Here is a 21,848-nt window from a genome sequence, read left to right on the forward strand (position 1 = left end):
GAAGTGCACGACAGCATCGACGACCTATTGCATTGCAAGATTATGGTGCACGAAAGCTGCAAAATGGGCATTAACGGGGATATGCATTAACGATTTGACTTAGGAAAACACAGAAAATAGTGCGGGGCCGCTTAGCCCCACAACTTATTAATTAACTTACCGCCGTTTCTACCTGATCAATGGCGGCTAAATCTTCGCTAACCAATTGCAATTGATACATTTGATAATAACGCCCATGGGCGGCCAGCAGCTCTTGATGCTTACCCTGCTCCACTGCCACACCACGGTGCAACACCAAGATGGTATCAGCATCAACAATGGTTGAAAGGCGGTGAGCAATCACTACCAGCGTGGTATTTTTTCGGATTAGCTGCAATGCCCGCTGAATGGCCTGCTCAGTACCAGAGTCAATATTGGCAGTCGCCTCATCTAAAATCAGGATTTGCGGAGCCTGTACCAATACTCGCGCCATCGCCAGCAACTGTTTTTGCCCAACTGACAAGGTATTCCCCTGCTCACCAAGCAGACTGTGCAATCCATCGGGTAGCGCATGGACTAAAGGGGCCAGTTGCACCGTTTCCAGAGCTTCCCACACTTGCTGTTCAGAGATATCACGGCCTAAAGTCACATTGGCAAAAAAGGAATCAGCCAACACCACTGGATCCTGTTGCACCATGGCCACCCCTTGGCGCAAGGTCTGATGGGATAACGCGGATAAAGGACGAGCATCTAGCAGAATCTCACCATGTTGCACCGGGTAGTAGCCCATCAACAGGTTAGCCAACGTACTTTTTCCGCTGCCGGTATGCCCGACCAGAGCAACAAACCCGTGCGAAGGTACATCAAGGGAGATATTTTGCAGTACCATTTTATCGCTACGATAAGCAAAGCTGACATTATCCACCTGGATACGGCCACTGGTCAGTGGGCGATCATCAGTACCGTATCCTTGCTGGGCGCGGTCCATCAGATCAAAAATACGTTCCCCAGCCACCACAGCTTGCTGCATGACTGACTGCTGTGATGTGAGTTCAATTAAGGGTTCATTTAAGCGGCCCAGATAGTTAATGAAAGCATACAGCACACCCACCCCCACTGAGCCATCAGGACTGAAACCGAACAACAGTAACAAACCACACAGTACCAAGGCAGAAAACAGGCTCAGCAGCGGGCGCAATAAAAACCCTTCCAAGCGTAAAGTTTGCATGCGTGCCATATAGTGCGCACGGCTGGCAGACTCCATACGTTCGCCAAAACGAGCTTGCTGGCGAAACTGCTGAATCACGCCCATGCCGTTAATAATTTCATTAAAACCGTCGTTAATATCAGCCAAATAAGCCCGGACTCGCCGCACTACGGGTGTGCTGTAATGTTGATAAATGGCCATCACTACCAGCACTGCTGGAAAGATACAGATAGAAATTAGCGCCATACGCCAATCCAGACTGAACATCGCCACCAGCATCGCGCCAATTAATGCCGCGCTTTTTAATACGGTGGAGACCACCATCACATATAAATCTTTAATGACTTCGGTGTCATTTGTGACACGGGAAATCAATTGCCCGACCGGCTGGGTATCAAACGCACTGAGAGGTTGACGCAAAGCGGCATCCATCACTTCAATACGTAGGCGCTGAACCACACCTACGGCAGCACGGTTAAAAAGCAATGCCTGAAAATAATGCAATGCTGCTGCCAACAGTTGCAGCAACAGATAAGCCAATGCCAACCCACTGACTAAACCGAGGGGCAAAGTGCCTTTTGCGACCACATGGTCAATAAAATAACTTATCAAAAGCGGGCCGCTGACCTCGGCGGCAGCCGCAATCCATAACATCAATACCGCCAACCCTAACGGTTTACGATAAGGGGAGCCATAGGAGAGCAGGCGCTTAAGTGTCGGCCAAAGTTGCTGAACTTTACTCATCGGTTTTGGCCTCCGACTCACCATCATCTAATGCTGCCTCCAGTTGTTGATAACGGTACATCTCCCGATACCAGCCGGATTGACTGACTAATACGTTATGTGTCCCGCGCTGCATCACGCCACCATGTTGCATCACTAAAATTTCGCTGGCTTCGGTCAACGCTGAAAGACGGTGCGCACTGATAATCACGGTACGATGCTCACCCCATTCACGCAGATTTTTTAGGATTTCATATTCGGTCTGACCATCAACTGCGGATAGCGCATCATCGAGAATCAGGATCTCAGTATCCAGCAACAGTGCGCGGGCGATGGAAATCCGCTGTTTCTGCCCGCCAGATAGCATCACACCGCGCTCACCCACTTCAGTGTCATAACCCTGAGGAAGGCGTAAAATATCTTCATGCACACTGGCTAAACGAGCGGCCCGCTCAATTTGAGCCTGCGTGGCATCAGGTTTACCCAATGCAATGTTGCCAGCAACCGTATCAGAAAAGAGGAATGGCGTTTGGCTGACCACAGATAAACGGCCACGCCAGTCATGCAACCTAATATCAGACAGCGCATGCCCTTGATAACAAATAGCACCATCATCCACATCAAACTGCCGCTGAATCAATGCCAGTAAGGTACTCTTACCCGACCCTGTAGGCCCGCATAGCCCCAACATCTGCCCCGGTGCTAATTTCAGCGCCACATCATGTAACGCAGGCTGTTCACTACCTGGGTAATAGAAATGGCGAATATTCACCGCGAGTGTGCCACGCCCATCGCTCAGCTCAATATCACCATCTTTAACCACCGGCGCTTCTTCCAGCAAACTGCGAATACGGCTATAGGCGGCACTGCCTCGTTCAACGATATTGAACATCCACGCCAAGGCAAGCATGGGCCAGATCATCAGCCCCAGATACATGATGAAACTGGTAAGTTGACCCAAAGTAATACTGTGATTAACCACCATCCAACTGCCGCCGCCAATCGCCAATAAATTCGCGATCCCGATGGCGATATAGATAGTTGGATCAAAACGGGCATCGATACGTGCGACATACATATTCTTGGCACCGGCTTCTGCCGCGACCTGAGCAAACTGCTGTGATTGATGATCTTCCAGGCCAAAAGCTTTAATCATGCGAATACTGGTCAGGCTTTCTTGCGCCTGGTTATTCAGCGTAGAAAATGCCCCTTGGGCCGATTTGAAACGTTGATGCAGTTGGTCACCGTAATATTTGATCACCACCGCCATTACCGGCATAGGTAACAATGATAACAGTGTTAATTGCCAGCTAATTTGGGTGCTCATTACAATCAGCACCGCGCATCCCATCACCAACGAATCCACCAGCGTCAGCACCCCCTCACCGGCAGCAAAGACCACGCGATCAACATCATTCGTCGCACGAGCCATTAAATCGCCGGTACGGTGACGTAAATAGAAACCAGGGGCCTGGCGGCTAAGTTGGCGATAAAAGTTTGACCGCAACTCCACAGCCAATTGATAAGAGGCACCAAATAATAAAACACGCCAGACATAACGCAGTAGGTAGACCACAATAGCGGTTATCAGCATCACACCAATCCATACCAGTAACATATTGGTAGACATCTGTTTTGTGCTGATACCATCCACAATTACTCCGACCAGTTTAGGCGGCAACAGTTGTAGGATAGCGATAATAATTAACAACAACACCGCGCCTACATAGCGGCGCCATTCACGGCGAAAATACCAGCCTAGTTGTGCAAACAATCTCACTCAGTTTTATTCCTGGTCTGACACCGAATACATCGGTATTTTCTCGCTACGCGCGATGAAGGGGGTAGCATAGCATCGGTAAAAGGGCTTTTAATCCAAATATTCACTCAGGAACAGGCAACATAGTTGTATATTTGATTTTTTCCATCGCAAAACTTGATGTCACATCAATCAGCCCCGGAACACCATTAACCATGCGTTTGTAAAAATTGTCGTAACTTTTCATATCGGCAACTTCGACCTGCATCAGATAGTCATATTCTCCGGCCATACGATAGAACGCCAACACCTCTGGCATTTGCTTAGTAAATTCAACAAATTCCTGATACCAGCCACTATTATGCTGCTGAGTTTTAATCAGCACAAATGCCGTAAGCCCCAACCCCAATTTTTCGCTGTCCAGCAGTGCCACGCGCCCACGGATAAATCCTTCATCCTCAAGGCGTTTTAACCGTTTCCAGCAGGGTGTGGAGGTAAGATTGACGGCTTCGGCCAGTACTTGCAGTGATTGAGTGCAATCTTCTTGCAACATACAGAGGAGTTTACGGTCAGTTTTATCTAACATAACGAGTAACCATAGAATAAATTTCTACCATTTGGCGATAAAGAAGGAAAAATGGCAACGTTTTTTTCTTTAATAACCGTTAATCTAGTCATCATTAGTTTACTACCTACATCGCAGGCCATGAAATGACCAACACTTGGGTAAAAAATGCTATCAGTGAAATAGAAGCTGACTTCCAACGCTCCGCTGATACTCACCTGATCCGCCTAAACCTGCCGGCTTTTCCCGGTATTTATCTCTATTTAAAAGATGAGAGCACCCATCCAACCGGTAGCCTAAAGCACCGTTTAGCTCGTTCACTGTTTCTTTATGGCTTATGTAATGGCTGGATTACAGAAGGAACAACGATAATCGAGGCTTCCTCAGGAAGCACGGCAGTGTCTGAAGCCTACTTTGCCCGGCTGATTGGCCTGCCCTTTATTGCAGTTATGCCAAGTTGCACTGCGCGGCGCAAAGTCGAGCAGATCACCTTCTATGGTGGTCGCTGTCATTTTGTTGAAAGCGCTGGGCAAATTTATGCAGCATCTGAACAACTGGCTCGTGACCTGAATGGTCACTATATGGATCAGTTCACTTATGCAGAGCGCGCTACCGACTGGCGTGGCAATAACAACATTGCCGATAGCATCTTCCGCCAAATGGCGCGTGAACCTTTCCCGGTACCTGACTATATCGTCATGAGTGCTGGCACTGGCGGCACATCGGCGACCCTAGGCCGCTATATCCGCTACCAAGGGCATGACACCCAATTGATGGTAGTCGACCCAGAGAATTCAGTATTTTATGACTGTTTCTGTAACCGCGACCGCACGGTTACCGGTAGTTGCGGCAGCCGTATTGAAGGGATCGGCCGCCCACGGGCTGAGCCTTCGTTTATTCCAGAAGTGATCGACAGTATGTTGCGCGTACCCGATGCTGCCAGTGTTGCAACCATTCATTGGTTGGAAGGTATTTTGGGACGCAAAGTGGGGGCATCCACCGGCACTAACGTCTGGGGCGCATTACAATTAGCCAAACAGATGCGTGAGCGAGGCAAAACCGGCGCTATTGTGACGTTGCTCTGCGACAGTGGCGAACGCTATCTGGATACCTATTACAATACCGAATGGGTCAGTAATAACATTGGTGATCTGACCCCATTTAGTAATGAATTAAATAACCTGTAATTAACCGATAAAATTCGGTTTTCCCCTCTTGGATGACCGAGGAAAACCGAATTTTGGCAGAAAAAAACCGGATGATTATCCGGCTGGCTAATAGCTATCCTCAAGTCATCAAAAGGTGCAGTTAGGCAGCAAGCGAGTGATCCGCTGAGCTGACACCATCAGTGATTCGGGTGAGTAAGCCCGTTAACACTGCTACAACTCTAAGTACCAAGGAGATAAACCTCAGAATTCGGGGGAATAGGTGAGGTGTGGTGAACTTAGCCAATGTTGCAAATAGTTAGCGACGCCTTGTTGTTCACAGCGCCCAATAACCTGTAACTGAGGTAACTCTTGCTTCAATTGCGGTAATGCGTTTCCCATCACTAAGCCAAGACCTACCCGCGATAGCATCTCTTTATCATTCATCGCATCACCAAAGGCCATACAATCGGCCAGTGTTAAATTGAGATTATGGCTTAATCGCTCTAAAGCCGCCCCTTTGTTGCATCCACGAGGCAACACTTCAAGGCAATCAACCGCTGAAAAACAAAAATCGGCTTCGCCGCCCATCTGCTGCTCAAGCTGGGTTTTAAGCTCGGTCAATTCCTGATGTGAGGCAATAAAGCAAATCTTATGATTACCAGTTAGAGGCAATGCGCTCAGTGCCGTGAGCTGAAACTGGAAGCCACTGGTTTTATGTGCAGTCAGCAGCGCAGGGTCATTACAATCAGTAAACCAACCATCATCACGGAAAATATGGATGCTGGCACGGGTCTGCCACGGAGTTCGTAACACAAACTCCACCAGTTCTGCGGGCAAATCCATACCGTATAATGCTTCACCCTCTACATCACAGACTCGGGTCCCATTGCCAGTGATCAAATAACCATTTATGCCTGAGTGAGATAAAATCCCTTTCATATCAATATAATGTCGACCGGTAGCAAAGGTTAGGATCATCCCGTTGTCCACCAACTGGTGTAACGCATTCAATGTAGCGCCGCCAATTTTATGGTCGCGCATCAGTAAGGTTCCATCCATATCAAAAGCGGCTAAACGGTACATTTAAAACCTCGATAACAGCAAAACTGGTGGTATGAATAAAATTATGACGTACTATTTACGGAACTAATAGTGAACAATTAAATTAAACTATTCCTGATTTATAAGCAGCCCGAATAGGCGTAATGGATACTATCAGTTTGAACACGCACAGCACTGAGAGTGCCAGATCACGTTGTAACTCATCGCCACATGAGAATGAACCGTGCAGATCCCTAAGTCATTTAAAAATAAAGGCATTTGATGAGTTCGTCCAAGAGCTAAAATAGCCTTAATGGGATAACATCTTAATTATGCGCATTATTCACCGACTAACCCAATATCAGCGCTTGTACCAAAAGTTCGGCGATCAACCGGCGGCTACCACCGTCAGTGAACTGGCAGGCCTACTATTTTGCAGTGAGCGACATGCCCGCACTCTGATTCAACAACTACAAGCGAATGACTGGCTCAGTTGGCATTCACAAGTTGGCCGCGGCAAACGCGCGCAACTACAATGCCTGAAAAAACCAGATGCGCTGCGCGCAACCTACCTGCAATTGTTCCTTGAGCAAGGTGACCATCAAGCTGCTCTCGCACTCGCCCAACTGGAACCTGAACGCCTTCAAGCGTTACTAAACCCTCACATGGGGGGACAATGGCAAGCCGATAGCCCAATACTGCGAATCCCTTATTATCGGGAGCTTGAACCGTTAAATCCAATGACCGTCAGTGGCCGGGCAGAGCAGCATCTGATTTATACTTTACATGCTGGCCTGACCCGATTTAACACCGGAGACCCACTGCCAAAACCGGATCTGGCCCATCACTGGCAAGTCAGCGATGATGGTTTAACCTGGCAATTCTTCTTACGCAGTCAATTACGTTGGCATAATGGGGAACATATCCGCAGCGAGCAGTTGTTGCAAACGCTGGCACTGCTGCGGGCAAATCCACGCAGCCAACCGAGTTTTGCCAATATTGCAACGATTACCCTGCCCCATGCTTTATGCCTGAAATTTACGCTGCTGCATCCTGATTACTGGCTGGCACATCGGCTGGCAGATTTACCGTGTAAACTGTTTCATCCCGACGCCTCACTTCTGGGGGCTGGCCCATTTAAGTTAGCGACCTTTAACCCACATCTGGTCCGGTTGGAGCAGCACGAATTTTACCATTTGCAACATCCTTATCTGGAATTCATTGAATACTGGATAACTCCAAGCCTTGTCGTACAGTCAGCGGATGGGAGTTGCCAACACCCGGTACGTATAACCATTGGACAGGAGGAGGATTTCCCTTTAGCCCGCCCTGTTCAGCGCAGTATGAGCCTTGGATTTTGCTATCTGGCCATCAATCGGCACCTCAATAATATTACTCCCCAGCAAATAGCCAAATTGCTGATGCTAGTGCAAACTTCCGGCATCTTAGAAGAGTTATCCATTCGGCGTGGTGTGATAACGCCTAGTCATGAAATGCTACCCGGCTGGCCTATCCCCCGGTTTAGCGCCGATGAAAACCCGCCATTGCCTGCCCATCTGATACTGACCTATCAACCTCCAATGGAACTTGAGAGTGTTGCCGAACAACTAAAAGCGGTATTGGCAACCCATGGTTGCACATTAGAAATCCGCGCCAGTCGTGATAAGCAGTGGAAAGATACTCATCAAATTGAAGAGGCAGACTTATTATTAGCGGACCACTTAGTTGGTGAATCTCCTGAAGCGGCGATGGAAAGCTGGCTCCAACTTGATCCGCTGTGGCGCGGTATACTCTCCCCTGCTCAATTAGAACTACAGCAACAAACACTGATACAGATTCAGCAAACTGAACTTGCGGCTGAGCGTTTCCGCCAATTGCGTGAATATTATAATGGTCTGATGCTGGCAGGGCTGATTCTCCCACTATTCAATTATCAGTATCAGGTCAATGCTCCGCCACGGATTAACGGTGTTACCCTAACCGCATATGGTTGGTTTGATTTCAATCAGGCATGGCTCCCACCGGCGACTACCTGATTGCCAAATGCAGGTTGCTACCCTTTCGTCCGTGAACTGAGTAACATACCGCCAATTCTTTATTTTGCTGTGGGTTGGCTCTTTCGAGGCTCACAGCCGTACGAGGTCACAGTATGAAACGCGCTGTCGTTGTATTTAGTGGTGGGCAAGATTCCACTACCTGTTTAATTCAAGCATTACAGCAATATGATGAAGTCCACTGCATTACATTCGATTACGGACAGCGCCACCGCGCAGAAATTGATGTTGCTCGCGCGCTTGCCACGCAGCTTGGTGCTAAAGCACACAAAGTGCTAGATGTTGGCATGCTCAATGAGTTAGCGGTGAGCAGTCTGACCCGAGACAGTATCCCTATCCCCTCTTTTGATGAAGAGGATGCCGATACGGTTCCCAGTACGTTTGTCCCTGGTCGCAATATTCTATTCCTGACCTTAGCCGCAATTTATGCTTATCAAGTGCAAGCTCCGACGGTTATCACCGGGGTTTGTGAGACTGACTTCTCCGGCTACCCTGATTGCCGGGATGAGTTCGTGAAGGCACTCAACCATGCAATCGATTTGGGTATTGGCCGAGATATCGCTTTCATTACCCCTTTAATGTGGCTGGATAAAGCAGAAACCTGGGCACTAGCTGATTATTATCAGCAACTCGAGCTGGTCCGCCACGAGACACTTACTTGCTACAATGGGATTCAAGGCGATGGTTGCGGCCAATGTGCTGCCTGCCATTTACGAGCCAAAGGGCTGGCGTTCTATCTTGCTAATAAGCCAAAAGTATTATTGAGCTTGAAACAAAAAACCGGGCTAGCTTGATTATTGTTCACTCAGATAGCCACTGTAATCGACCCATTGCCTTGTTCTAATCGTGACCTCGCTCATCAGAGCGAGGTATATCGCGGCCATTGCACATTTAACCAGATATTCAGGGAAAATATCCCTCCCCGGCAACAAAGCCGAGTTATCCTGTAATACCTCGATTGACAAACTCGTCCAGTTTTTCCCTTAGTTCTCCCTCAATGGGCAATGCTCTCTGACTACGCAGATCGATACAGACAAACGTTAGTTCTGCATCTGCCACCGGAATAGATTCAGGCTCTAGCGTGACAGTCTGTTTCATCACACCACTTTTACCGTTTAGCTTTAATAACTGGCTATCGATTCGTAGCAGATCCCCCAATACTGCAGGCCGACGGTAGTTGATATTGATATTAACCACGATAAAAGCGATTTGGTTTTCAGCCATCCATTGCGCTGCTGGCTCCCCATCAAGCCATTCCCAACGCGCTTCTTCGAGAAACTCTAAGTAGCGGGCATTATTAACATGTTGGAAAACATCAATATGAAAACCCCGGACTTTAATATGAATATGCATGACAGCGAGCTTCTCCAGACAGTGAATAAAAATTACGTACCTTCGGCAGTAAAATAGAGTTGGCAAGAGAACACCCGCACAACTGGTACGACCTCACAGCAAGATTAGCAGAGGGAAATCACTTCATCGCATGCTTACGATATAATCTAGAGCGAAATCACAGTTTCCCTCTGCTACTGCGACTTACATTATGAAAAGATGGGGATTATTTGTGGTGAAAATAGTCACTGATATCTGTCTGACCACAGCACATCCCCATCACCAACTAAAGTTACATTTTAAGCTTGGTATTGTTTCTCTCTAAAAACGAGGGGCCGATACCTGGAACTTCGAGTAACTGCTCAACATCAGTAAAAGGGCCGAACTGCTCGCGATAATTAACGATAGCCTCTGCCTTCTTCCTGCCAATTCCGCTCAGGAACTGGGCCAACTGTTCCGCATTAGCACTATTAATATTGATTTGGCTATATGCACTATCCGTTGAGCTGCCAGCTGTGGTTGTTGCCGTTGCATTGGTCTTATCCGCCACTTTGGCAGGCGAAGAGCCTGCTTTTAGCTGGCTATTTATTGGAGTATGGCTTTGCGAATTGAGGTCTTTATTCTGAGTCGTACTCGTAGGGCTGACGGGAGCGGCAAAAACTACCTGCTGGATATTCAGACCTGCGAACAATGCGGTTATAACAAATAATTTTCCTATGAATTTCATGCTGTATCCTCCTTGTGTTTGACAGCATGACTACCTTGCCGCAACCTCCGATTCATCACAAAGGGTAGATTTCAGATATGCGAAAGGTCGCCAAAGCGACCTTTCTTTATTACATCGAGTTGCAGATGTATGCGAGACTCATGGCAATTATGGTTTTATTGCGGCTGCTGTTGCTCCGCTGGCCCCATCTTAATGGTTGCCTGTTTGTGCAGATTTGCCATCAATGCATCAAAAGTCACACCGCTTGACCCTTCTAGCATTTTAGCGCTAAAGGTCTTCATCTCGCCTTCCGGCAATTTACCCGGCGTTACTGATAGCAGTTCGATCAGTACGATGTTGTCTTGACGATCCTGGGATAAGCCATAAACCGACTGATCTTTTTGCGGATGAGGCAAGGCAAAAATAGTCTGCACTAATTGATCATCGTCTGGTGCACGTGACAAGGTTTTCTTCTCGCCAAAGCTGATACCAGCAGCTTTCATCGCCTCTTCGCCTTTACCTTGTTTCAGTGCAGTCAGGAGTTTCTCACCATCAACACGTGCCAATTGTTCTGCTTTCTGACGTTTCACCAACTCAGCAACCTGATCGCGTACTTGATCAAATGGTTGAATACCTTCAGGTTTATGAGCATCAATGCGGATAACAAAAGCACGGTCGCCGTCAACAGTGATTACATCTGAATTACTACCTGGCGCACCATTTTCACCGACCAGGCCACCGTCAAAGATTGCCTGTACAACCGGTTTGAAGTTAACCTCAGCAGGTACTGCGTCGCGAGTAAACCAGCCAGTTTGCTTAGCTTTAGCACCTGCTGCTTCTTCCGCTGAGGCTAGAGATTCGTTATCACTGGTAGCGGCTTCACTGACCTTTTGCTGTAACGCGTAGTAAGCGTCAACAGCTTTTTCCTGCTTAACTTGTTTTGCCAGTGCATCATGCACTTCTGACAAAGGTTTAACCAGGGCAGGTTTGATGTCATTTAAGCGAACAACCAGATAACCCACCGAAGATTTAACCACATCAGACAGTTGGCCCTTCTCGGTCAAATTCGCTTGTTTCAGTTCATCAGCCGTAGTTTCTGGTTCCAACCACCCCAGTTCACCCCCATTTTTGCGGGAAATGATATCGGTAGATTTCTCTTTTGCCATCGCAGCAAAATCAGCACCTTTTTTCAGCTCCTCTAACGCCGCTTTGGCTTCAGCTTCAGTTTTAAACTGAATCACACTGTAGTTGCGTTGTTCCGGCTGGGTATAGCTGCTTTTATGCAGTTCATAATACGCCGCGATATCTTCCTCGGTGAGCGTGATTTTGTCCTGCATCGCGGCAGCATCCATCGTAATGAAACTGACTTTCATCTGTTCCGGTGCAATGAAGCTATTCTTGTTCTGGTCGTAGTAGGCTTGCAGCTCTTCATCAGTGACTTTCTGCTGTGCCTGAAGGGCTTTGAGATCAACTGTCGCCAGACGAACTTCACGTTGCTGCAAAATCAGCTCTGACATCGCCTGTGCTTCGATAGGCAGAACAAAGCCAGTATCACCAAACGCTTGCAGCAATTGTTGATTAATGAGCTGCTGACGCTGTAATTGCGCGAATTGATCAGGGGTGTAGCCCATCCGATTAACCAGTTCGAGATATTTGTTGTTATCGAACTTATTATCGGTCTGGAAATAAGGTGCCTGGCGGATGGCATCTTTAACTTGTTCGTCGCTAGCAGTCAGGCCCAGTTTTTTGGCGTACTGGTCAAGCAACATGTTGTTGACCAACTGCCCCAATACCTGCTGGCGTAATTGCAGCATGTAGCCTTCATTGGCGGCCAGTGCGGAGAATTGTTCACCTAATTGCTGCTGCAAGCGGCCACGCTCACTCTGTACAGCTTGTTCTAACTGAGCACGACTAATCTCTTGGCCATTAACTTTGGCTGCGAAGTCGTTGGAACCGCCAATCAGATAGCTGCCAACCCCGGTCAGGATAAAGGACAACATGATCAAGGCCAGAATGATTTTGAGCACGACGTTATTAGCAGCCGCGCGTAAATTGTCCATCATAATGTGACAATACTCCGCTGTAATATGGATTAAAACTGTTGCGCAGGTCTAAATAAACCCAGCATTCCTTGCGACAGCCCTTCGTGCTGCTGCGCGTTAAACTGCTTACTCTATTTGTTACTGCCTATTTTTGCTCTAAACGGGTCGCTGATATTCTCTCGTCAGACTAACATTTTACACCCGTTTAACGCTCAGCCAGTTCAACTGCCTAAGCGAAAAAAAAGCGCATCATTAACGATGCGCCTTGTATCTTACCTTACCAGCTCAACTGCGTCAGGTTATTGTTTAACACAAACAATATATACCCTTGGTACTTGAAGTTGCACAGGTGCCCGCTACTTTCACTAACCCGAATCGCTGACCTGAGCAGACTCATCGGTATTCGTTCGCTTACAACCTGGCTGCTACTTCATTTCCTTTGGGTATACGCGCAGATGAGAATTGACGCGGCAATCAGTTTACTGCGTCTTTCAAGCCTTTACCGGCACGGAAGCCTGGTACTTTAGCAGCAGGAATACTGATTTCTTTGCCTGTCTGAGGGTTGCGGCCAGTACGTGCAGAACGCTCACGTACTGCAAAAGTACCAAAACCAACCAGAGCTACATCATCCCCTTCTTTCAAAGATTCAGTAACAGAAGCAATAATTGCATCTAACGCGCGCCCAGCGGCCGCTTTGGAAATATCTGCACCTGCGGCAATTTTGTCGATCAGTTGTGACTTATTCACTCTTTCATCCCCTTTAGAATTCTATCGTCGCGCCGAAAATCCCTACGGACAACACGACAGCGCAGCTGTTATATCAATCCTATCCAACCTTGGCAAGCAGCCCAAAGGCATAAACTTTTGTCGGACAGACGAACTAACTTAGCGGCACAAAAAATAGCTGGCAAGTAGCATTTCACTTACCAGCATCAGTTTTATCAATACTTCTTGCGATCCGTCACTATTTTGACGCTACCGGCTGTGCCCCGAAGGCTGGATTTTGCAACGCGATGGCTAAAACATCATCAATTAGTTTAACCGGATGAATCTCCAGATCAGCGATAACATTGTCTGGGATCTCTTCCAAATCACGTTTGTTATCCTCGGGAATCAGCACAATTTTGATCCCGCCACGGTGAGCTGCCAGCAATTTCTCTTTCAAACCGCCGATTGGCAATACTAAACCACGCAAGGTGATTTCACCGGTCATCGCCACATCCGCGCGCACTGGGTTACCGGTCAGACAAGAAACCAGCGCGGTACACATAGCAATACCTGCACTCGGGCCATCTTTCGGCGTCGCACCTTCAGGCACATGCACATGGATATCGCGTTTTTCGTAGAAATCAGGGTTAATACCTAATTTATCTGCGCGCGCACGTACCACTGTCAGTGCCGCCTGAATTGATTCTTGCATCACTTCACCCAGCGAGCCGGTGTAAGTCAGCTTGCCTTTGCCCGGAACGCATGCAGTCTCAATAGTCAGTAAGTCACCACCCACTTCCGTCCATGCCAGCCCAGTCACTTGGCCTACGCGATTCTCAGTATCAGCTCGGCCATAATCGACCTTCTGCACACCTAAGAAGTCTTTCAGGTTGTCACCGTTGATTTCAATGTGCTTAACCGTTTTATCCATCAGCAGATTTTTTACTGCTTTACGGCACAGTTTGGAGATTTCACGCTCCAGACTACGCACCCCAGCTTCACGGGTGTAATAACGGATAATGCTCATAATGGCACTGTCATCGATGGTCAGTTCGCCTTTCTTAATGGCGTTGCGCTCAAACTGTTTCGGCAACAGATGCTGCTTGGCAATATTGAGTTTCTCATCTTCGGTATAACCGGACAGGCGAATAACTTCCATACGATCCAGCAACGGCGCTGGAATATTCATGGAGTTGGAGGTGGCAACGAACATGACATCCGACAGATCATAATCCACTTCCAGATAGTGATCGTTGAATGCAACGTTTTGTTCTGGGTCCAAAACCTCCAGCAGTGCTGACGCAGGATCACCGCGCATATCGGACGCCATCTTATCAATCTCATCCAACAGGAAGAGTGGGTTCTTCACCCCAACTTTCGCCATCTTCTGGATCAATTTACCCGGCATAGAGCCGATATAGGTGCGGCGATGACCACGGATTTCCGCTTCATCACGCACCCCTCCCAGCGCCATACGGACATACTGGCGGCCAGTAGCACGAGCAATAGATTGCCCCAGAGAGGTTTTCCCCACCCCAGGAGGCCCTACCAGGCACAGGATTGGCCCTTTAATCTTGCTAACACGGCTCTGTACTGCGAGGTATTCTAAAATACGATCTTTAACTCGTTCCAAACCGTAGTGATCGGTATCCAGAACTTCCTGCGCTTTTACCAAGTCTTTTTTAACTTTACTGCGGCTGTTCCAAGGCACCTGCAACATCCAATCAATATAACCACGTACTACGGTTGCTTCCGCAGACATCGGTGACATCATTTTCAGTTTTTGCAGCTCAGCTTCGGTTTTTTCACGTGCATCTTTCGGCATTTTGGCCGCTTCGATTTTACGCTTCAGCGCTTCGTGCTCATCAGGCGTATCGTCCATCTCGCCCAGTTCTTTCTGAATGGCCTTCATTTGCTCGTTCAGATAGTACTCGCGCTGGCTCTTTTCCATCTGTTTTTTGACGCGATTACGAATCCGTTTTTCAACCTGTAACAGATCGATTTCTGATTCCATCATCGCCATCAGGTACTCCAGACGTTCGGTGACATCGAACATCTCCAGAACAGCCTGTTTATCATTTAACTTCAACGGCATATGTGCCGCGATAGTATCCGCAAGACGTGCTGCATCATCAATGCTGTGCAGTGAAGCCAGCACTTCTGGTGGGATCTTTTTATTCAGTTTGATATAGCCTTCAAACTGATTAATCGCCGTGCGAACCAATACTTCTTGTTCACGATCGTCCATCACTGGCGATTCAAGATATTCTGCCTGAGCAGCAAAATGCTCACCGCTGTCGGAAAGCGTGGTAATACGCGCACGCTGTAGCCCTTCAACCAGCACTTTGACCGTGCCATCAGGTAACTTCAGCATTTGTAAAATCGAGGCTACAGTGCCTACTGAAAACAGATCGTTGATACCAGGCTCATCAGTCGAAGCTTCTTTCTGCGCAACCAGCATGATTTTTTTATCATGGTCCATTGCCGCTTCCAGGCACCGAATCGACTTTTCCCGGCCAACAAACAGTGGGATCACCATATGCGGATAAACCACCACATCGCGCAGAGGCAATACGGGGATTTCTATGCGTTCGGAACGCTCAGGGTTCATAGAGCTCTCTCTTAGTTTAGCTTCCGCCAGATTACTGGGAATCTCGTGAAACACGAGTCATCACGAGTTTCACTAAATAGGTAATTGAGTATATGGGGACGAATGTCTTACATTCAACGATTACAATGCGAGGAAAAAGAAATGGGGGATAAAATCCCCCATTGTCATACTAACCATCTGGATTATTTGGCTAATTATTCGCCAGAAGCTTGGGCTTCCGGTTGGCCATAAATCAGCATCGGCGCAGATTGGCCAGCAATAACTGACTCATCTACCACCACTTTCTCCACACTGTCCATTGACGGTAAATCGTACATGGTATCTAGCAATGCGCCCTCTACGATAGAACGCAGGCCACGAGCACCTGTTTTACGCGCCATCGCTTTCTTGGCGATTGCAGTCAACGCCTCATCGCGGAACTCAAGCTCCACACCTTCGAGATTGAACAACGCCTGATACTGTTTGGTCAGTGCGTTTTTCGGTTCTTTCAGGATCTGAATCAGCGCGTCTTCACTCAATTCACTCAGTGTTGCAACTACCGGTAAACGGCCAATAAATTCAGGGATCAAGCCGAATTTAATTAAATCTTCTGGCTCAGCCTGACTCAACAACTCGCCTTCGGTTGCTTTTTCTGACTTGCCTTTTACCGTAGCCCCGAAACCGATACCCGTTCCGGTGTTAATGCGCTGCCCGATAACTTTGTCCAGGCCGGCGAAAGCACCACCACAGATAAACAGAATTTTAGAGGTATCAACCTGCAAAAACTCCTGCTGCGGATGCTTACGGCCACCTTGTGGTGGTACGGCAGCAATCGTCCCTTCAATCAATTTCAACAGGGCCTGCTGCACACCTTCACCCGAGACGTCACGCGTGATAGACGGGTTATCAGACTTACGTGAAATTTTATCAATTTCATCGATATAGACGATACCACGTTGCGCTTTCTGCACGTCGTAATCACATTTCTGCAATAACTTCTGAATGATGTTTTCAACATCTTCGCCCACGTAACCTGCTTCAGTTAGCGTGGTCGCATCTGCCATGGTAAACGGCACATCCAGGAAACGAGCCAATGTCTCTGCCAACAGTGTTTTACCACTACCGGTTGGGCCAATCAGTAGAATATTACTTTTGCCCAGTTCGATGCCATTACTGGTATCACCATTGCGCAAACGCTTATAGTGGTTGTATACCGCAACTGCCAACACTTTTTTCGCCGGTTCCTGACCGATGACATAATCATCCAGGTGATGGCGGATTTCGTGCGGCGTAGGCAGCGAACTGCGCTCCCGATGCGGGGCAACTTCTTTGATCTCTTCGCGAATAATGTCGTTACACAAATCGACACATTCATCGCAGATATACACTGACGGCCCGGCAATTAGCTTACGCACTTCATGCTGGCTTTTGCCGCAGAAAGAGCAATACAGCAGCTTTCCAGAACCGTCTTTGCGCTTATCTGTCATCAGTAAACCTCTTCTTCAGTATCTGCCACACCCGAAACTATGGTGGCAGGGAGACTATTCTCGCTATTGCTGGACGCCACGCTAACCTTCAGCGGACAGCCGATATATCGGGTAGTTAGTGAACAATGTGCAATACAACTGTTCGATTACACGATTTGTTCTATTTACATACACTATAGTATATCGGCTCACAGAAATAAGTCGTTAGTCACGACGGGTGAACACGGAATCAACTAATCCGTATCCTACAGCCTCTTCAGCCGACAAGAAACGGTCACGTTCAGTGTCTCTCTCTATTTCTTCAAGAGATTTTCCCGTGTGAAGTGCCATCAGTTCATTCATGCGCGATTTCACTTTTAAAATCTCTCTGGCATGAATTTCAATATCTGTCGCCTGCCCCTGGAAACCGCCCAACGGTTGGTGAATCATTACCCGTGAATTCGGCAAGCAGAAACGTTTACCCTTAGCACCCGCAGTCAACAGGAACGCACCCATTGAACATGCCTGGCCCATACAGATAGTGCTGACATCAGGTTTAATGAATTGCATGGTGTCATAAATTGACATCCCAGCAGTGATCACCCCGCCTGGTGAGTTGATATACAAAAAGATGTCTTTTTCTGGATTTTCTGCTTCCAGAAACAGCATCTGTGCCGTAATCAGGTTGGCCATATGGTCTTCAACCTGACCGGTCAGGAAAATAATGCGCTCTTTTAACAGACGGGAGAAGATATCGTAAGAACGCTCCCCACGTGAAGTCTGCTCAACTACCATTGGCACCAGAGCCATGTTAGGTGCAAATTGATCTCGTTCGCCACTGTATGACATTACCGTCTCCTAATAGAATTTACTTTGGCGCCATTCATAACCGATTCTACTTGAGATAAGTAATGATGACTATGTTCATGCATCAAGGTCGCGTGCAAGCCGTCTGGTTACCCAGACACATTCGACGGTGGTAATCAGCCAGTGTTTCATCAACATCTTATATGAACGTCTGTTAGGTTAATTGGGGGATTAATCGTCTTTTTCAAGCCCCTGAGCACTTTTTTTTAACCAAGCGGACGCTCATTATCTTTGCTGTAATCCTGACGCTCTATTGATTGTTCATCTGTTAAGTATTGCATTTCACTTTTCAAATATAGCGCAGATTAGGGCGAAACATGCCAGATTAATCATACTATTGAGTGATTATTGTTACAAAAAGAAAAGCCCGTAGCCAAAGGCTACGGGCTTAATCAATCAAAAAACCGGATATACCCTTCGTATCAGGAGTTGCAGAGTGCCAGCTACCGACACTCACCCGAATCACTTTACTGCTTTAGCTCATCGGTATTTGTTCAATTGCAACCTACCTGCAACGCCAATTTTTTGGCGATATATTACATCCAGCTTGATGCGCTAAAAAACATTACGCAGCAGTGGTCTGATTCATCAGTTCACTGAAGGTAGTTGGTTTTTCAGTTACTTTGGCTTTAGCCAGCAGAGTTTCTACTGCTTGTTCTTCCAGAGCAACGTTACGCATATTGTTCATCAGCTCTTTATTTTTGCTGTAGAACTCAATCACTTCTTGTGGATCTTCGTAAGCAGATGCCATTTCTTCGATCAGTGCTTTAACGCGATCTTCATCCGCTTTCAGCTCGTGCTGGCTGATAACTTCGCCCAGCAACAAACCAACAACTACGCGACGTTTAGCTTGTTCTTCGAACAATTCACGTGGCAGTTCAGCAGCTTGTTTCTCGTTACCACCAAAACGCTGTGCAGCCTGACGGCGCAGAACGTCGATTTCACCTTCAACCAGTGCCGCTGGAACGTCAATTTCGTTAGCGCTGACCAGACCGTCAATTGCCTGAGTTTTAACACGGTTGCGCACTGCGCCTTTCAGCTCACGCTCCATGTTTTTGCGCACTTCAGCACGCAGACCTGCTACTGAACCATCAGCAACGCCGAAACGCTTGATGAATTCTTCAGTCAGTTCTGGCAGCTCACGCACTTCAACTTTCTTCAACACGATGTCAAATTTAGCTGATTTACCTTTCAGGTTTTCTGCGTGGTAATCTTCTGGGAAGTTTACGTCGATGGTGAATTCTTCACCGGCTTTATGGCCGATAACACCTTCTTCGAAACCTGGGATCATACGACCCTGGCCCATTGCCAGTACGAAATCAGACGCTTTACCACCTTCAAACTCTTCACCGTCGATAGAGCCGGTGAAATCCAGAGTTGCGCGATCTTCTGCAGTCGCAGCAGCGTCAGTTTCTTTCCAGGTAGCTTGTTGCTTACGCAGAGTTTCCAGCATGGTATCAACGTCAGCGTCGTTTACTTCAACAACTGGCTTTTCTACTTCAATGCTTTCCAGATCTTTCAACTCAACTTCTGGGTACACTTCAAACTCAACGGAATAAGTAAAATCTTCGCCCTGCTTGAATTCACCAGGCACATAGTTTGGTGCACCAGCTGGGTTGATTTTTTCTTTAATGATCGCATCAACGAAATTACGTTGCATCAGGTCACCCAGAACATCCTGGCGAACAGATGCGCCGTAACGCTGTTCAACGATGTTCATCGGCACATGGCCTTTACGGAAACCGTCGATACGAACACTTTTAGCGGCTTTCACTAATTCGCTTTTTACTGCTTTCTCAATGCTGTCAGCAGCAACAGTAATTGTTACACGGCGGCCAAGGCCTTGAGTGGTTTCAACAGAAACTTGCATCTTGTTACCTCAAAAAAATCACAGTGCTCGGTCAACTCCAGAAGCTGCAAACAAAGCAACACCATTAAATGATGCTAACTCTGAAAACACCCTCTAAGAACCGGGACGGCCGCATTATACAGAACCGAGTATCCCAGATGTCAGAAGCGTCCCGAAACCATTCCGGAAAAATAAGACGCGACATTATAGCGGCGCACAGGTTATGAGTCGAGGAAAGCAAGCGAATGTTGTCGCGGTAAAATTCACGCGTGAATCGTTCCCTCAGCTAAAACTACTGTGGCGCACTAAGGAAATAAATGTGTCGCCTATACAGAAACACAAACGGCCCTGAGGCCGCTTGCTAAATTCTCACCTACTAATACCCTAAATCAGGCCGGAATTACTACTGTTATCCAGCCTGTTTTGGATTAATACTGTCACTTAAGCCAATGTACCTGCGCCACGACAAGATGGAGAAGTTGGTACCGTGTCTTGTAACCCCGCCCACTCTTTCAGCGTGTAGGTATGTAAAGCCAATGCATGAACAGTGCCGGCCAGCTCATCAGCCAACACACTATAAATCGCACGATGGCGACTGAGAAAGCGCTGATCTTGAAATTTATCGCTGACGATCACAATTTTAAAATGACTTTCAGAACCGGCTGGAACATTGTGGCGATAACTTTCATTAATCACCTCCAAATGATCCGGTTCAAATGCCACTTTTAGTTTTTCTTCAATTTGTTCCCGAATCAAAATCATCATGATCTCCTTACCGCTGAGGCAGAAAGCTGCCTACTACCTATCTATTCCAAACCCAATACCTATCTATTGCAAACCCACTACCTACTGCAATATTAGTTGATTTTCGCTGTTTTATAACATTTCAGATACAAAATATCCCGAATATCTCCCTTCTGCTCATTTAAGGTATAAGGCTAATCTGATAGTCAGGGGAAAAGGTTACTTGTAAGGTCTTTAAGCGAAATGAAAGGTCACAGGGCGAAAAATCACTTTTTTTGCTGAATTTCTCTACATCAGGATCTTCCACCAGCCAATCTCAGTGCTATGATGGCGCGACTGCACATTCGCAAAATAACATGGCAGCTATCCCGCTCTGATTATTAAAGAATTCCATAACTATTGAGAAAGTGAACATGCTAAAGAAAATTCTTTTCCCGCTGTTGGCTGTTTTTATACTGGCGGGTTGTGCTGCCAGTAACAACACTCTGAATGTCACCCCGAAGGTGGTATTACCACCACAAGATCCAACTCTGATGGGGATTACTATCAGCATTAATGGTGCAGACCAGCGTCAAGATGCTGCACTGGCTAAAGTAAATCGTGAAGGCCAACTGGTGGTATTAACCCCATCCCGTGACCTGCGCTTCCTGTTACAGGAAGTGTTGGAAAAACAGATGACTGCTCGTGGCTATATGATTGGTACCGATGCTCCAGTTGATTTGCAGATTGTAGTAAACCAACTGTTTGCCGATGTACAGGAAGGTAACCTGCGCTACAACATCACCACTAAAGCGGATATTTCCATTACTGCGACCGCAAAAAATGGTAATAAACAGGTTAAAAACTACCGTGCCAGCTACAACGTTCAGGGCGCATTTACTGCAACTAACGAAAAAATCACCAATGCCGTTAATACGGTGTTGAGCGATGTTATTGCAGATATGGCGCAAGATACTAGCGTCAGCGGCTTTATCAAACAAAATGCCCGCTAATCGGTTGTTTGCTTAATATCATTATTACTGCTTAACAGAATGCTTTGCCCCGACCTTGGGGCAGAGCATGTAGGTC

17 protein-coding genes are annotated in these 21,848 nt (G+C 47.3%); 4 read left to right on the top strand and 13 right to left on the bottom strand.

The window, feature by feature from the left end:
* Nucleotides 1-151: 151 nt before the first annotated feature.
* The 3 genes from V2A84_RS13690 to V2A84_RS13700 form a co-directional block, all read right to left on the bottom strand.
* Nucleotides 152-1,930, bottom strand: a complete 1,779-nt coding sequence (locus V2A84_RS13690) for a SmdB family multidrug efflux ABC transporter permease/ATP-binding protein (protein ID WP_083160003.1) — start codon at nt 1,928-1,930, stop codon at nt 152-154.
* A complete protein-coding gene (locus V2A84_RS13695; RefSeq protein WP_083160005.1) occupies nt 1,923-3,689 on the bottom strand; it encodes a SmdA family multidrug ABC transporter permease/ATP-binding protein in 1,767 nt (588 codons plus the stop codon). The genes V2A84_RS13690 and V2A84_RS13695 overlap by 8 nt, the downstream gene beginning before the upstream one ends.
* A 103-nt stretch (nt 3,690-3,792) precedes the next feature.
* Nucleotides 3,793-4,254, bottom strand: coding sequence for an Lrp/AsnC family transcriptional regulator (locus V2A84_RS13700; protein ID WP_083160007.1), 462 nt, complete (start codon nt 4,252-4,254; stop codon nt 3,793-3,795).
* Between the two features lie 125 nt (nt 4,255-4,379).
* On the opposite strand from V2A84_RS13700, the gene V2A84_RS13705 reads away from it, so the two are divergent.
* Complete coding sequence (locus tag V2A84_RS13705; protein WP_083160009.1) at nt 4,380-5,420, top strand: PLP-dependent cysteine synthase family protein; 1,041 nt, start codon at nt 4,380-4,382, stop codon at nt 5,418-5,420.
* 222 nt (nt 5,421-5,642) lie between these two features.
* Here V2A84_RS13705 and cof read toward each other — a convergent pair whose 3' ends face one another.
* Nucleotides 5,643-6,464, bottom strand: a complete 822-nt coding sequence (cof, locus tag V2A84_RS13710) for an HMP-PP phosphatase (protein ID WP_442848918.1) — start codon at nt 6,462-6,464, stop codon at nt 5,643-5,645.
* Between the two features lie 290 nt (nt 6,465-6,754).
* Here cof and V2A84_RS13715 point away from each other — a divergent pair, with 290 nt between their 5' ends.
* Together V2A84_RS13715 and queC are read left to right on the top strand one after the other, a co-directional pair.
* Nucleotides 6,755-8,458, top strand: coding sequence for an SgrR family transcriptional regulator (locus V2A84_RS13715; RefSeq protein ID WP_083160013.1), 1,704 nt, complete (start codon nt 6,755-6,757; stop codon nt 8,456-8,458).
* A gap of 113 nt (nt 8,459-8,571) precedes the next feature.
* Nucleotides 8,572-9,270 carry a 7-cyano-7-deazaguanine synthase QueC gene (gene queC, locus V2A84_RS13720; protein ID WP_083160015.1) on the top strand — a complete coding sequence of 233 codons (699 nt, stop codon included), beginning with the start codon at nt 8,572-8,574 and terminating at the stop codon, nt 9,268-9,270.
* 145 nt (nt 9,271-9,415) lie between these two features.
* Here queC and V2A84_RS13725 read toward each other — a convergent pair whose 3' ends face one another.
* From V2A84_RS13725 to bolA, 9 genes are all read right to left on the bottom strand, one after another.
* Complete coding sequence (locus V2A84_RS13725) at nt 9,416-9,829, bottom strand: acyl-CoA thioesterase (protein WP_083160017.1); 414 nt, start codon at nt 9,827-9,829, stop codon at nt 9,416-9,418.
* A 271-nt stretch (nt 9,830-10,100) separates the two neighbouring features.
* Nucleotides 10,101-10,535: a ComEA family DNA-binding protein gene (locus V2A84_RS13730; RefSeq protein WP_372568766.1), complete on the bottom strand. Its 435-nt coding sequence runs from the start codon at nt 10,533-10,535 to the stop codon at nt 10,101-10,103.
* A 155-nt stretch (nt 10,536-10,690) separates the two neighbouring features.
* A complete protein-coding gene (gene ppiD / locus V2A84_RS13735; RefSeq protein ID WP_083160021.1) occupies nt 10,691-12,577 on the bottom strand; it encodes a peptidylprolyl isomerase in 1,887 nt (628 codons plus the stop codon).
* Between the two features lie 453 nt (nt 12,578-13,030).
* Nucleotides 13,031-13,303, bottom strand: a complete 273-nt coding sequence (gene hupB, locus V2A84_RS13740; protein ID WP_004392663.1) for a nucleoid-associated protein HU-beta — start codon at nt 13,301-13,303, stop codon at nt 13,031-13,033.
* 217 nt (nt 13,304-13,520) lie between these two features.
* Entirely contained in the window at nt 13,521-15,875 is a 2,355-nt protein-coding gene (lon, locus tag V2A84_RS13745; RefSeq protein WP_005182204.1) for an endopeptidase La, read from the bottom strand.
* 194 nt (nt 15,876-16,069) lie between these two features.
* Nucleotides 16,070-17,341, bottom strand: coding sequence for an ATP-dependent protease ATP-binding subunit ClpX (clpX, locus tag V2A84_RS13750; RefSeq protein WP_004703362.1), 1,272 nt, complete (start codon nt 17,339-17,341; stop codon nt 16,070-16,072).
* A gap of 204 nt (nt 17,342-17,545) precedes the next feature.
* Complete coding sequence (gene clpP, locus V2A84_RS13755; RefSeq protein ID WP_005272733.1) at nt 17,546-18,169, bottom strand: ATP-dependent Clp endopeptidase proteolytic subunit ClpP; 624 nt, start codon at nt 18,167-18,169, stop codon at nt 17,546-17,548.
* Between the two features lie 583 nt (nt 18,170-18,752).
* Entirely contained in the window at nt 18,753-20,057 is a 1,305-nt protein-coding gene (tig, locus tag V2A84_RS13760; protein ID WP_083160023.1) for a trigger factor, read from the bottom strand.
* A 420-nt stretch (nt 20,058-20,477) separates the two neighbouring features.
* A complete protein-coding gene (gene bolA, locus V2A84_RS13765; protein ID WP_083160025.1) occupies nt 20,478-20,798 on the bottom strand; it encodes a transcriptional regulator BolA in 321 nt (106 codons plus the stop codon).
* Nucleotides 20,799-21,193: 395 nt separating this feature from the next.
* Between bolA and V2A84_RS13770 the strand changes: the two genes are divergently transcribed.
* Nucleotides 21,194-21,772 (top strand): lipoprotein, encoded by a 579-nt coding sequence (locus tag V2A84_RS13770; RefSeq protein ID WP_083160027.1) that lies wholly within the window; start codon nt 21,194-21,196, stop codon nt 21,770-21,772.
* Nucleotides 21,773-21,848: the final 76 nt, after the last annotated feature.

Origin of the sequence: Yersinia sp. 2553 StPb PI (assembly GCF_052217105.1) — a bacterium.
Taxonomy (GTDB): domain Bacteria; phylum Pseudomonadota; class Gammaproteobacteria; order Enterobacterales; family Enterobacteriaceae; genus Yersinia; species Yersinia enterocolitica_E.

Excerpts from the sequence above, each read along its gene's own strand:
- cof (WP_442848918.1), bottom strand. The coding sequence starts at position 6,464 with ATGTACCGTTTAGCCGCTTTTGATATGGATGGAACCTTACTGATGCGC.
- V2A84_RS13770 (WP_083160027.1), top strand. The coding sequence starts at position 21,194 with ATGCTAAAGAAAATTCTTTTCCCGCTGTTGGCTGTTTTTATACTGGCG.
- queC (WP_083160015.1), top strand. The coding sequence starts at position 8,572 with ATGAAACGCGCTGTCGTTGTATTTAGTGGTGGGCAAGATTCCACTACC.
- V2A84_RS13700 (WP_083160007.1), bottom strand. The coding sequence starts at position 4,254 with ATGTTAGATAAAACTGACCGTAAACTCCTCTGTATGTTGCAAGAAGAT.
- V2A84_RS13730 (WP_372568766.1), bottom strand. The coding sequence starts at position 10,535 with ATGAAATTCATAGGAAAATTATTTGTTATAACCGCATTGTTCGCAGGT.
- V2A84_RS13690 (WP_083160003.1), bottom strand. The coding sequence starts at position 1,930 with ATGAGTAAAGTTCAGCAACTTTGGCCGACACTTAAGCGCCTGCTCTCC.
- clpX (WP_004703362.1), bottom strand. The coding sequence starts at position 17,341 with ATGACAGATAAGCGCAAAGACGGTTCTGGAAAGCTGCTGTATTGCTCT.
- V2A84_RS13715 (WP_083160013.1), top strand. The coding sequence starts at position 6,755 with ATGCGCATTATTCACCGACTAACCCAATATCAGCGCTTGTACCAAAAG.
- lon (WP_005182204.1), bottom strand. The coding sequence starts at position 15,875 with ATGAACCCTGAGCGTTCCGAACGCATAGAAATCCCCGTATTGCCTCTG.
- V2A84_RS13705 (WP_083160009.1), top strand. The coding sequence starts at position 4,380 with ATGACCAACACTTGGGTAAAAAATGCTATCAGTGAAATAGAAGCTGAC.
- tig (WP_083160023.1), bottom strand. The coding sequence starts at position 20,057 with ATGCAAGTTTCTGTTGAAACCACTCAAGGCCTTGGCCGCCGTGTAACA.
- clpP (WP_005272733.1), bottom strand. The coding sequence starts at position 18,169 with ATGTCATACAGTGGCGAACGAGATCAATTTGCACCTAACATGGCTCTG.
- bolA (WP_083160025.1), bottom strand. The coding sequence starts at position 20,798 with ATGATTTTGATTCGGGAACAAATTGAAGAAAAACTAAAAGTGGCATTT.
- V2A84_RS13725 (WP_083160017.1), bottom strand. The coding sequence starts at position 9,829 with ATGCATATTCATATTAAAGTCCGGGGTTTTCATATTGATGTTTTCCAA.
- ppiD (WP_083160021.1), bottom strand. The coding sequence starts at position 12,577 with ATGATGGACAATTTACGCGCGGCTGCTAATAACGTCGTGCTCAAAATC.